The organism is Stenotrophomonas sp. 14P6.2.3 (genome assembly GCF_057799055.1).
This window is the reverse complement of the sequence record NZ_JBYOLA010000030.1, coordinates 1-11798: the sequence shown is the minus strand read 5'-3', so window position 1 is coordinate 11798 and position 11798 is coordinate 1. Positions and strand designations below refer to the sequence as shown.

Below are 11798 nucleotides of genomic sequence, written 5' to 3'. Positions count from 1 at the left end.
CTCAGGATCAACTCCCAGATGTTCAAGAAACTGCGCGGCATGTTCTCCAATGACCTGTCCATCGACCTGGGCACGGCCAACACCCTCATCTATGTGCGTGGGCAGGGAATCGTGCTGAACGAGCCGTCCGTGGTCGCGGTGCGCCAGGATCGCGCCATTGGTGGTACCCGGTCGGTGGCAGCCGTTGGCGCCGAGGCCAAGCAGATGCTCGGCCGTACCCCGGGCCACATCACCACCATCCGCCCGATGAAAGACGGCGTCATCGCCGACTTCACCTACACCGAGGCGATGCTCAAGCACTTCATCAAGAAGGTGCACAAGTCGCGCTTCCTGCGCCCGAGCCCGCGCGTGCTGGTCTGCGTGCCGGCCGGCTCGACCCAGGTCGAGCGCCGCGCGATCAAGGAATCGGCCGAGGAGGCCGGTGCCCGTGACGTGTTCCTGATCGAAGAGCCGATGGCGGCCGCGATCGGCGCCGGCATGCCGGTCACCGAGGCCCGTGGCTCGATGGTCATCGACATCGGCGGCGGCACCACCGAAGTGGCGGTGATCTCGCTCAATGGCATCGTCTATTCCGCTTCCGTACGCATCGGCGGCGACCGCTTCGACGAATCGATCACCAACTACGTGCGCCGCAACCACGGCATGCTGATCGGTGAAGCCACCGCCGAGCGCATCAAGGTCGAACTGGGCTGTGCCTACCCGCAGGCGGAAGCGATCGAGATGGAAATCTCCGGCCGCAACCTCGCCGAGGGCGTGCCGAAGATGATCAAGATCAGCTCCAACGAAGTGCTTGAAGCGCTGCACGAGCCGCTGTCGGGCATTGTCAGCGCGGTCAAGCTGGCACTGGAACAGACCCCGCCGGAACTGTGCGCCGACGTCGCCGAGCGCGGCATCGTGCTGACCGGTGGTGGCGCCCTGCTGCGCGACATGGACCGCCTGATTTCCGAGGAAACCGGTCTGCACGTGCAGGTGGCTGACGACCCGCTGACCTGCGTGGCCCGCGGTGGCGGTCGTGCGCTGGAACTGGTCGACATGCACGGCAACGAGTTCTTTGCGCCGGAATAAGCCGTCCCGGCTGCCTGCGCCCGCAGCGCCCCTCCGGGGTGCGTCCCGCCACATCGGCGGGACGGCACCGGCGGGGCGCCCGCGTGTTTCCCTTCCGCCTTCTGCCAGTTGAATCGCTGCCGTGCCGCCCTACGCCGGACCTCCCGTCGCTTCCCGATCCGGTGATGCCGCCAGCCCGCTGCGGCTGCTGGCCTATCTCGCACTGGCAATCACCTTGATCGTCCTCGACGACCAGGCCGGCTGGCTGGCGCGTCTGCGCGAGCAGGCCAACAGCCTGGTGCAGCCGGTGTGGGCCCTGGCCGGCCTGCCCGGCAAGCTCGGCGGGCAGGTGCGCGACACCGCCGCCAGCCACGGCCAGCTGGTGACCGAGAACCGCGAGCTGCGCAACCAGCTGCTGCTGGCCAACGCCCGCCTGACCCGTCTGCAGACCGCCGCGCTGGACAACGCCCAGCTGCGCGAACTGCTGAACGTGGCCGAGCGCAGTGGCCTGGACGTGCAGCTGGCGCCGATCCTGGACATCGACCTGGACCCGGTCAAACAGCGCCTGGTGCTGGATGCCGGCAGCCGCGAAGGCGTGCACGTCGGCCAGGCGGTGATCGATTCCGGCGGCCTGATGGGCCAGGTGATCAACGTGACTGCGGGCAGCTCCACCGTGCTGTTGCTGACCGACCCCGACCACGCGGTGCCGGTGACCGTGGCCCGCAACGGCGTGCGCCTGATCGTCTACGGCCGCGGCGACAAGCTGGAACTGCGCGACATCCCGCTCAGCGCTGGTGTGGAAGTGGGCGACGAGATCGTTACGTCCGGTCTTGGCGGTCGCTTCCCGGCCGGATTCCCGGTCGGCACCATCACCGGGCTGCGCCCGGACGATACCCATGCCTTCCTGGTGGGCGAACTGAAGCCGGCCGCGCAGCTTGATCGCGGCCGAGACGTGCTGCTGCTGCGCCCGGGCGCAGCGATCCGCATTCCGCCGAACCTGCGCCTGCAGATGGAACAGGCCGCTCCCGGTGGCCCGGCCGATGCCACAGCGCTGCCGACCGGCGCCGCGCCGACGGCGCCTTCGACGGCGCAGCCCACCCCGGTAGTGCCGGCCGCTGGCCAGCAACCGTCCTCGTCTTCGACGGGGACGGCTGCCCCCACACCTTCGGCGACGCAAACCTCCCCGGTAGTGCCGGCCGCTGGCCGGCAACCGTCCTCGTCTGCGACGAGGCCGGCTGCCCCCGCATCCTCCCTTAACCCTGCGCCTTCGGCGCGCCCCCTTGAACAACAAGGGGGCTCTCCCCCAGCCAGCTCCACGGTAGTGCCGGCCGCTGGCCGGCAACCGCAGCAAACTCAGCCGCAGCCGGAGGCGCAACGATGAGCCGCCTTCGCGACAACCGCTGGGTGCTGCCGGCCAGCGTGGTGGTGGCCCTGCTGCTGGGCCTGCTGCCGTTGCCGGCGCTGCTGCAGCCGCTGCGTCCGTATTGGCTGGCATTGGTGCTGGCCTACTGGGTGATCGAAGCGCCCGAACGCGTCGGCCTCGGCATCGCCTTCGCCAGCGGCGTCGTCGCCGACCTGCTGTATGGCGGGGTGCTGGGCGAACAGGCGCTGCGGCTGGTGATGCTGGCCTTCATCCTGCAGCGCTTCCGCGCACGCATCCGCTTCTTCCCGATGTCGCAGCAGATGCTGGCCATCGGCGGCCTGCTGTTCAACGACCGCATCGTCAGCGCGCTGGTCCACATCCTGGTGGGCGAGCCGACGCTGCCGTGGTCGTACTGGTGGGCACCGCTGCTCGGCATGGGCCTGTGGCCGCTGGTGTTCGTGCTGCTGGACGCGGTGCGCTTCGGCAAGCGCGGGCGCTGAGCCATGCTGCCGCGCCGCCAGGTCAAGAATCCGCACGCCGAAGCCGAACAGTTCCGGCGCCGCGCGGCGCTGGGCTTCTTCGGCGTGCTGGTCTGCCTGCTGGGCCTGGGCGGCTGGTACTTCAAGCTGCAGGTGCTGGACCACGACATCTACGCCACCCGGTCCGAAGCCAACCGCATCAAGCCGCGGCCGGTAGTGCCCGGGCGCGGCATGATCTATGACCGCAACGGGCGCCTGCTGGCCGAGAACGTGCCGGCGTTCCGCTTGGATGTGACCCCGGACAAGGTCAAGGACATGGATGCCACCCTGGAAGGGCTGGGGAAGATCATCCAGATCAGCCCGGAAGAGCTGGAAGCGTTCAACAAGTCGCGCAAGGCGCGCCGCAAGTTCCTGCCGGTCACGCTGAAGCTGCGCATGAGCGATGAGGAAATGGCGCGCTTCGCAGTGGACCGCTGGCGCTTTCCCGGCGTCGAGCTGGAACCGTACCTGACCCGTCGCTATCCCTATGGCGACCTGTTCGCGCACATCATCGGCTACGTCGGCCGCGTGGACGACAAGGATCTGGAGATCCTCGGCGAAGGCAATGCCGCGCTGACCCATATCGGCAAGTCGGGCCTGGAGCGCTATTACGAGCAGGAACTGCGCGGCAAGGTCGGCTACGAGCAGGTCGAGACCAACGTGCAGGGCCGTGCGATCCGCACCATCGGCCGCGTCGCCGCACAATCCGGCGCCGACCTGAGGCTGTCGATCGACGCCGACCTGCAGCGGGCGATGGTGGCCGCCTTCGGTGAGCAGGAAGGCTCGGCCGTGGCGATGGACCCACGTACCGGTGAAGTGCTGGCAATGGTCAGCCTGCCGTCCTACGACCCGAACCTGTTCGTCAACGGCATCTCGCACGCGGAATTCAAGGCGCTGAACGACAACCCGTCGCGCCCGCAGTTCAATCGCCTGGTGCTCGGTGGCGTCGCCCCCGGTTCGACTCTGAAGCCGCTGATCGGCCTGGCCGGCCTCGATTCGGGCGTTCGCCGTCCGGAGGACAAGGTACTGTCGACCGGCATGTTCTATCTGCCGGGCACCTCGCGTGGCTGGGGTGACTCGCACCGTGGCGGTCACGGCTGGACCGATCTGCGCAAGTCCATCGCGCAGTCGGTCAATACGTATTACTACCGGCTGGCATTGGACCTGGGCATCGAGCGGTTCGACCATTACATGGAGTACTACGGCTTCGGCCAGCCGACCGGCATCGATCTGACCGGCGAGATCTCCGGCATCCTGCCGTCGCCGGCCTACAAGCGGAAAAGCCGCAAGGAAGCCTGGTATCCCGGCGACACGGTGAACATCAGCATCGGCCAGGGCGACTGGAAGGTCACTCCGCTGCAGCTGGCCCGTGGTGTCAGCGGCCTGGCCAATGGCCAACTGCGCACGCCGCATCTGGTGATGCAGCAGCGTGCTGGTTTCGACAGCGACTGGGTGGCGGCGGAGCCCGGCCCGAGCAAGCCGGTCAGCCCCAACCCGAACAATCTTCAGGCGGTGCGCGAAGGCATGATGGCCACCATGCTTCCCGGCGGCAGCGCCGCACGCATGGCGGCTGGCGCGCCCTATACGATGGCCGGCAAGACCGGCACCGCGCAGGTCGTCAGCCGCAAGGGCACGGCCGCGGTCAATCCCAGAAGCCTGCCGATGCACCTGCGCCACCGTGCGCTGTTCGTCGGCTTTGCGCCGGCCGAGCAGCCGGTGATCGCGCTGGCCATCGCCGTGGAAGGCGGCGGTTACGGTGGCGCGGCCGCCGCACCGATCGCGCGCAAGATCTTCGACGCCTGGCTGCTGGGCAAGATGCCTGAGGGCATGCAGTCGCTGGACAGCGAACGCGGCACCACCGCCATTGGCATCACCGCCTTCGACAACGAGGACGTGAACGCGCGCCCGGCCGGTGACGCCGCTGCCGCCGAGCTGGGCGAGCACCCGGTGCTGATCGGCATGCCCGCACCGCCACCGGCGCCAGCCCCGGTTCCGGGTTCACCGTCTGCTGCGGCGGTGCCGGTCGGTCCTCGCCCGACTGTCGCGGCGGAGGCCAGCCGATGAGCGCGTTCCTGCGTTGGGCCGGCGAAATGCTGCAGCGGTTCTTCAGCAGCCTCGACTGGGTGCTGTGCCTGGCCCTGGGCGCGCTGATGGTGATCGGCCTGGCAACGTTGAAGAGTGCTGGCGGCGATGGCCTGGTGATGGCGCAGGGCGTGCGTTTTGCCGTGGGCCTGGCGGCGATGTGGGGCATCTCGCGGGTGCCGATCCTGCGCATCCGCTCGGCGACGCCGCTGATCTATGCCATCTCGATGATTCCGTTGCTGGCGGTGTTCGTGCTGGGCACTGGCAAGTACGGCCGGCAGTGGCTGGACCTGAAGTTCTTCTACCTGCAGCCGGCCGAACTGCTCAAGGTCAGCCTGCCGATGATGGTGGCCTGGTACCTGCACAAGATGCCGCTGCCGCCGCGCTTCAACACGGTGCTGGTGGCGATGGTGATCATCGGCGTACCGACCGGGCTGGTGATGCTGCAGCCGGACTTCGGTACCGGCGTGCTGATCGCCGCCAGTGGTGTGTTCGTGCTGCTGCTGGCGGGCCTGCCATGGTGGTGGGTGGGGCTGGGCGTGGGCGGCGTGGCCGCGGTGGCGCCGGTGGCCTGGTTCTGGTTGCTGCGGCCGTACCAGAAGGACCGCATCATGATGTTCCTGGACCCGGAAATGGACGCGCTGGGCGCGGGCTGGAACATCATCCAGTCGAAGATCGCCATTGGTTCAGGCGGTTTCGATGGCAAGGGCTGGGGCGAAGGCTCGCAGTCACACCTGAATTTCATTCCCGAGCAGACCACGGACTTCGCGTTCTCGGTGCTGAGCGAGGAGTTCGGCTGGATCGGCGTGGCGCTGGTGCTGACGCTGTATCTGGTGGTGATCGGGCGCTGCCTGTGGATCGCCAGCCAGTCGCGCGATTCGTACTCGCGGTTGCTGGCCGGTGCAACAGGCCTGGCGTTCTTCGTCTACGTGCTGGTGAACGGCGGGATGATCTCGGGCCTGCTGCCGGTGGTGGGCGTGCCGATGCCGTTGATCAGTTACGGCGGTACGTCGGCGGTGTCGCTGCTGGCGGGGTTCGGGTTGGTGATGGCGGTGCGTCGTCACAATCCGGTGCATGGCGGGTATGGGTAGTTTCCAGCCATCGGCGCAGCCCCTCGTGGGTGGTTGCTGAAAGCAACAGCCGTGGTTGGCCGGGCGGGGTGGATTCGCGGGGGACGCCGTGAACCCATCCCTGGGGGCTTGGCCGCGGCATCCATGCCGCGGACACCCCCGCGAACCCACCCCGCCCGGCCTCTGACAGTCTCCTGCGGTGGCCACCCACGCAAAGAGAAAAAAGCAGAGCAGAAGCGGGTCGCTTCGCTCTTTGTAGTGCCGAGCCATGCTCGGCTCACGGCCTGCGCGATACGAGAGGCCGCCGAGCGTGGGCTTGGCTCCACGGGGACGCACGCATCACGCCGCCTGCAACTGCACATCCACATATTCCGACAGGCCTCGGCAGGCCAGCAGCAGGCCTTCGCGGGCGTCGTCGCCCAGTTGCTGCGTGTCGTCGCCGTCCACGCGCACGCGTTCGGTGGCGTGCAGCAGTTCCAGCAGGAAGGTCAGCCCGGCGTTGGCGCGGTCGATGCGCGCCATCGCCATGCACTGCGCCTGTGTTCGCCCTTTGCGTGGCCACGGTTGGCCATCTGCCGCTTCCACCTGACGGATGCGCTGCAGGCAGTCCAGCAGGGTAGGGCCGCCTGGACTGTTGGCGGCCTGCGTTGCGGTGAGTGTGGTTTCCAGCGCGCGGGCGATGTCGTCCGGCAGCTGGTGGGCGGCCTCGCCCAGCGTGGCGAACAGGTAAGGGTAGGTGGAAGCGGACATGGCGGCATCCTTGTGCGGTAGGCAAGGGCCACCCCGCGTGCGTGCGAGGGTGGCGGACGATGCGTGGCTCCAATACCGGGGACAGACAGTTCCGGCGGGCACATGGCCCTCCACGCACCGCCCGCCAAAGACGCACGGACGGATTGCCAGCCGACGCCACCCAACAAGGAAAGGGCGACGCCGGCCGGCAAGCGTAAACAACTGTCTGTCCTTCGGGATTGGAGTCCCATGCCACCCGTTGTCGGTGGCACTACATGATGTGCACGGGAGCCCCCGCTGCTCCAATCAGAATTGTTTGAAACCCGGAAAATGCAGATGCCAAAGGCACTCATTACGCGAAGTGTCGATAGCGACAAACAGCGCTGACAGCTTCGCGAAAGCACCGGTTGCTACCGTGCCACGGGTGAAATGGAAACGAATGCTTGGCGGCTGCCGTGAGGCAGTGCGCACGATCGATCTGCCGTTGCTGGTCGCGTTGTTGATCCTGATGGGCGCGGGCCTGGCAGTGCTGCACAGCGTGAACGGGCCGGTGCATGGGCAGGCGATGCGCTTCGCCGGTGGCCTGGTGGCGATGTGGCTGTTGTCGCGGGTCTCGCTGCTGCGCCTGCGCGCGTGGACACCTGCCATCTACGCGCTGTCGATGCTGCCGTTGATGGCGGTGTATGTGATCGGTACCGGTAAATACGGGCAACGCTGGCTCAACCTCGGCGTGTTCTATCTGCAACCTTCGGAACTGCTCAAGCTCAGCCTGCCGTTGATGATGGCCTGGTATCTGCACCGTCAGCCGCTGCCGCCATCGCCGCGCACGGTGCTGACGGCAGCGGTGCTGATCGGGGTGCCAGCGGTGCTGATCCTGATGCAGCCCAACCTGGGTACGGCCACGCTGGTGACGGCCAGCGGTGTGTTTGCGTTGCTGCTGGCTGGCCTGCAGTGGCGTTGGGTGGTGGCCGGCTTGAGTGCGGTGTCGGTGGCTGCGCCACTGGCGTGGTTCGGGCTGCTGCGGCAGTACCAGAAGAACCGTGTGCTGACCTTCCTGGATCCGGCCGCCGATCCCTTGGGCACCGGTTGGAACATCCTGCAATCGCGCATCGCCATCGGCTCGGGTGGCATGCAGGGGCGTGGCTGGGGCCACGGCACACAGGCCACATTGGATTTCCTGCCCGAGTACACCACCGATTTTGCGTTCTCGGTGTTGGCCGAGGAATTCGGCTGGATCGGCGTGGTGACGGTGTTCGCCTTGTATCTGTTCGTGATCGGGCGCTGCCTGTCGATCGCGGTGCAGGCACGCGACACGCACGCGCGGCTGTTGGCCGGCAGCCTCGGCCTGGCGTTCTTCGTCTACGTGCTGGTCAACGGCGGAATGATTTCCGGCTTGCTGCCGGTGGTGGGCATTCCGATGCCGCTGATCAGCTACGGCGGCACTTCGGCGGTGTCGTTGCTGGCGGGCATCGGCCTGGTGATGGCGGTGCGCGGGCACCGGCCGGTACACGCGTAGGTTTCCAGCCAACGGCGCAGCCCCTCGCGGGTGGGCCGCTCAATGCGATTCATCGATTGGGCCGGGCGGGTGAGCTGTGCAGGGGACGCCGTAAACCCATCCATGGGGGCTTGTCCGCGGCATCCATGCCGCAGACACCCCTGCGCAGCCCACCCGCCCGGCCCCTGACAGTTCCCGAGTACGGCCAGCCCACGGAAAAGAAAAAGAAGATCAAAAGCAAAAGCAGCGTGGCCGACCCGGCTCAGAGCGAAGCGACCCGCTGTTGCTCTTTGCTCTTCTTTTCTCTTTGCGTGGGTGGACGCCACAGGAACGTGTCCGTGGCCGGGTAGATGGGCTGCGCAGGGGCGTGAGCCGCATGGATGCGGCGACCGAGCTTACAGGGACGTACTTGCAGCGGCCCCTGCGCAGTCCATCTACCCGGCCCCCCCCATGAATCGCTTTGCGGCCACCCACGAGGGGCTGCGCCGTTCGCCGACCTTCGCCGCCGATGCACGCATGAATCTGCGCAAGCGCATTTCTGTAATCGTTCCCACAACGCCGCACAGCAGCATGCCCGCTGACGAAGTTCCATTAAAAGTGGGCGCCAATTCACATTTTGACGCCGCGTTGATCCTGATCAATGGACTTGTCGCAATCGGCCTGCACAATGGCGGCCCGTTCGGCATGGCGCGCCGTCTTTGATGCAGCGCGAGGGGCGTCGGATGGGAAAGCAGTACTGATCCAACAGGTACAAGGAGCGCGGAGCACTGCCACTGGGGAGCGGCAGCCGCGCAGGTACCGACCGGGTCCGGCGGCCGGTTGCGTCTGCGGGGATGGGGACGCAACCGGCAACCTCTGCCTGAATGGGGCAGGTCAATCACGACGCCTTCACATTTCTCGCTGAACGCGAGCAAATCGTTGTGATTCATGGTCTTAGGGGTTTTAATTCATCCATGACCTGCTAACCTGCGGTGATGATTCGACGTTCTCTGGCCTGCATGCTCACCCTCGGCCTGGTCGCCTGTGCGACCCAGCCGACGTCCCCTCCGACTTCGCCCCAGGCCAGCAGTACGCCGCGCCACCCGGCGGCCAAGCCCCAGGGCCCGGCCGAAGCCGCGCCGGAAGCGGCAGCCGCTACGGCTGCACCGGTCGATCTCACCCCGGTGCCGTTCGAAACCGCGCGCGCCAGGTTCATTGCCGATACCGCCAAGCGTTACGGCCTGAAGCCCGATGAGATCCGCAACGTGCTCGACCAGGCGCAGGTGCGCCAGCCGATCATCGCCGCCATGTCGCGGCCGGCCGAACGGGTCAAGCCGTGGAACGAATACCGGCCGATGTTCATCAGCAAGGCGCGCATCGACGGCGGCAAGGCGTTTCTTGCCCAGCATCGCGCTGAACTGGACCGTGTGCAGCAGCGCACTGGCGTACCGGCTGAAGTGATCGTGGCGATCATCGGCGTGGAAACCAGCTACGGCAAGAATGCCGGCAGCCATCGCGTGCTCGATGCGCTGTATACGCTGGCCTTCTATTACCCGCGCAGTGGCGACCCGGCCAAGCTGGAACGCGAAGTACGCCGCGAGCTGTTCTTCCGCGATGAGCTGGCCAAGCTGTTCGAGCTCGGTCGCGAGGAAAAGCTGGACATCACCACGCTCAAGGGCAGCTATGCCGGCGCGATGGGCATGGGCCAGTTCATGCCCTCCAGCTATCTGGACTACGCGGTGGACGGCAACGGCGATGGTCGCCGTGACCTGTTCACCAGCTACGACGACGTGTTCTCCTCCATCGCCAACTACTTCGTGAAGAAGGGCGGTTGGGTGCGCGGCGGTCAGGTCGCCGTGCCGGCCACGCTCGCTGCCGGCCGCGAAGAGTTCAACCCGACCGAGTGGATGCCCACCTGGTCGCTGTCCGATCTGGCCCAGCGTGGCTACCAGCCGAGCGCACCGGTGCAGCCGGGCGCCACCGCCACCCCCATCACGCTTGAAGGCAGCACCGGCAAGCAGTACTGGCTGGGCTTCCAGAACTACTACGCGATCACCCGTTACAACCTCTCGAAGATGTACGCGATGGCCGTGTTCCAGTTGTCGCAGGCCATTGCCGGACAGGAGCTGCCCCCGGCATGAACATCAGATGGCTGGTCCCTGGATTGATCGTCCTCGCGCTGGCCGCCTGCAGCAGCGCGCCGAAGAAGCCGGCGACCGCCGGCCATGGTGGCAAGCCATCCGGCACGGTGGTGCAGGGCAAGGGCGGGCGTCCGGCGCATTGTCCGGAGGGCTCGCCGTACGCGGCGGCCACCGAGGACATGTCCACCCGTGGCAACTACACCGCCGGTGGCCTGTACAAGCCCGGCGTGAAAGACACTACGCCCAGCTATGTGCCCAACGTGGCCTGCATTCCCGAGCCGCTGGTCACCAATGAAGACCGCTCGGCGATCGGCAACAAATCGCCCTACGTGGTGCTGGGCAAGCAGTACAAGGTGCTCGACGACACCCGCAACTACGTTGAACGCGGCACCGCTTCGTACTACGGCGCCAAGTTCCACGGCCGCCTGACCTCCAACCGCGAGGTCTACGACATGTACCAGTTCACCGCCGCGCACAAGACGCTGCCGCTGCCCAGCTTCGCCCGCGTGACCAACCTGGACAACGGCGAATCGGTGATCGTGCGCGTCAATGATCGCGGTCCGTTCCACGATGGCCGCGTGGTCGATCTCAGCTATGCCGCCGCTGTGCGCCTGGGGATCACCCAGCGCGGTACCGGCAACGTGGAAGTGCGCGCGGTGCAGCCGGGTGAAACCAACCTGATGGCGCAGAAGCCGTCGCGCCGCGAGCGCCGTGCCGCTGAAGCGGCGGCGGCTACCGCTGCCGTCGCCAGCGCACGCCCCGCACCTGCCGCACGTGCGGTCGCCGACAGTGACATCGATCGCCTGGTCAACCGCCTGCCTGCCGACGGGGCGCCGGCGCGTGGCCAGCCGGCCACCACCCAGGCCGCCGTCAGCACGATGCCGGAGGTGGCGGTCAGCAGCCTGCCGCCCAGCGCACCCGCGCCGCGTCCCGCAGTGCCGGTCGTGGCCACTGCCATGCCGCGCAGCCCGGCCCCGGCCAGCAGCCCCAGCCTGTCGCAGAAGGTGGTGGGCGCGGTGATGCTGCAGGTCGCCAGCTTCTCGAACCGCGACAATGCCAACCGGGCGATGGGCCAGCTCAACGCCGCCGGCATCGTCGGTGCCACCATCAGCGACATCGCTGCCGGTGGTCGTACCCTGTGGCGCCTGCGGGTTCCCGCCAGCGACCATGCGAGCGCGGCGGAACTTGCCGGGCGCATCTCGGGTCTGGGCTTTGGCTCGCCACAGATCGTCAAGGACTGATTCCGCCCGGGCCGGTGCTGCCGGCCCTTGCCACCCCGGCCTTACAATGGCCACCTCGCCCCATCCTTCATTTTCCGGCCGTCCCCTGGAGCCTGCTGTCCCATGAATTTCCGTTCCGCCGCCACTGCCCTGGCCG

At 67.2% G+C, this 11798-nt stretch carries 10 protein-coding genes; 9 read left to right on the top strand and 1 reads right to left on the bottom strand.

Translation table 11 applies throughout. The features are described from left to right. The first annotated feature begins 18 nt into the window (after positions 1-18). From AC27VL_RS17590 to rodA (AC27VL_RS17570), 5 genes are all read left to right on the top strand, one after another. Positions 19-1065, top strand: coding sequence for a rod shape-determining protein (locus tag AC27VL_RS17590; protein ID WP_025877255.1), 1047 nt, complete (start codon positions 19-21; stop codon positions 1063-1065). Positions 1066-1186: 121 nt separating this feature from the next. Continuing rightward, positions 1187-2425 (top strand): rod shape-determining protein MreC, encoded by a 1239-nt coding sequence (gene mreC / locus AC27VL_RS17585; RefSeq protein WP_488767625.1) that lies wholly within the window; start codon positions 1187-1189, stop codon positions 2423-2425. Further along, positions 2422-2907 carry a rod shape-determining protein MreD gene (gene mreD, locus AC27VL_RS17580; RefSeq protein ID WP_089236951.1) on the top strand — a complete coding sequence of 162 codons (486 nt, stop codon included), beginning with the start codon at positions 2422-2424 and terminating at the stop codon, positions 2905-2907. The genes mreC and mreD overlap by 4 nt, the downstream gene beginning before the upstream one ends. 3 nt (positions 2908-2910) lie before the next feature. Then, positions 2911-4989 carry a penicillin-binding protein 2 gene (gene mrdA / locus AC27VL_RS17575; protein WP_488767623.1) on the top strand — a complete coding sequence of 693 codons (2079 nt, stop codon included), beginning with the start codon at positions 2911-2913 and terminating at the stop codon, positions 4987-4989. Beyond that, positions 4986-6098, top strand: coding sequence for a rod shape-determining protein RodA (gene rodA, locus AC27VL_RS17570; RefSeq protein ID WP_089236947.1), 1113 nt, complete (start codon positions 4986-4988; stop codon positions 6096-6098). Before mrdA ends, rodA (AC27VL_RS17570) begins: the two co-directional genes overlap by 4 nt. A gap of 318 nt (positions 6099-6416) precedes the next feature. On the opposite strand, the gene AC27VL_RS17565 is transcribed toward rodA (AC27VL_RS17570), so the two are convergent. Further along, positions 6417-6827, bottom strand: a complete 411-nt coding sequence (locus AC27VL_RS17565) for a hypothetical protein (RefSeq protein ID WP_488767620.1) — start codon at positions 6825-6827, stop codon at positions 6417-6419. Between the two features lie 418 nt (positions 6828-7245). Here AC27VL_RS17565 and rodA (AC27VL_RS17560) point away from each other — a divergent pair, with 418 nt between their 5' ends. The 4 genes from rodA (AC27VL_RS17560) to AC27VL_RS17545 all read left to right on the top strand — a co-directional run bounded on the left by rodA (AC27VL_RS17560) (position 7246) and on the right by AC27VL_RS17545 (position 11662). Beyond that, positions 7246-8322, top strand: a complete 1077-nt coding sequence (rodA, locus tag AC27VL_RS17560) for a rod shape-determining protein RodA (RefSeq protein ID WP_488767619.1) — start codon at positions 7246-7248, stop codon at positions 8320-8322. A 429-nt stretch (positions 8323-8751) separates the two neighbouring features. Then, complete coding sequence (locus tag AC27VL_RS17555) at positions 8752-9003, top strand: hypothetical protein (RefSeq protein WP_100462472.1); 252 nt, start codon at positions 8752-8754, stop codon at positions 9001-9003. Positions 9004-9275: 272 nt separating this feature from the next. Beyond that, complete coding sequence (mltB, locus tag AC27VL_RS17550) at positions 9276-10421, top strand: lytic murein transglycosylase B (protein WP_099820910.1); 1146 nt, start codon at positions 9276-9278, stop codon at positions 10419-10421. Beyond that, positions 10418-11662 (top strand): septal ring lytic transglycosylase RlpA family protein, encoded by a 1245-nt coding sequence (locus AC27VL_RS17545; protein ID WP_488767616.1) that lies wholly within the window; start codon positions 10418-10420, stop codon positions 11660-11662. Before mltB ends, AC27VL_RS17545 begins: the two co-directional genes overlap by 4 nt. Positions 11663-11798: the final 136 nt, after the last annotated feature.

Coding starts and splice junctions, on each gene's coding strand:
- AC27VL_RS17590 (WP_025877255.1), top strand. CDS start 19: ATGTTCAAGAAACTGCGCGGCATGTTCTCCAATGACCTGTCCATCGAC.
- rodA (WP_488767619.1), top strand. CDS start 7,246: ATGCTTGGCGGCTGCCGTGAGGCAGTGCGCACGATCGATCTGCCGTTG.
- AC27VL_RS17545 (WP_488767616.1), top strand. CDS start 10,418: ATGAACATCAGATGGCTGGTCCCTGGATTGATCGTCCTCGCGCTGGCC.
- mltB (WP_099820910.1), top strand. CDS start 9,276: ATGATTCGACGTTCTCTGGCCTGCATGCTCACCCTCGGCCTGGTCGCC.
- AC27VL_RS17555 (WP_100462472.1), top strand. CDS start 8,752: ATGAATCGCTTTGCGGCCACCCACGAGGGGCTGCGCCGTTCGCCGACC.
- mreD (WP_089236951.1), top strand. CDS start 2,422: ATGAGCCGCCTTCGCGACAACCGCTGGGTGCTGCCGGCCAGCGTGGTG.
- AC27VL_RS17565 (WP_488767620.1), bottom strand. CDS start 6,827: ATGTCCGCTTCCACCTACCCTTACCTGTTCGCCACGCTGGGCGAGGCC.
- rodA (WP_089236947.1), top strand. CDS start 4,986: ATGAGCGCGTTCCTGCGTTGGGCCGGCGAAATGCTGCAGCGGTTCTTC.
- mrdA (WP_488767623.1), top strand. CDS start 2,911: ATGCTGCCGCGCCGCCAGGTCAAGAATCCGCACGCCGAAGCCGAACAG.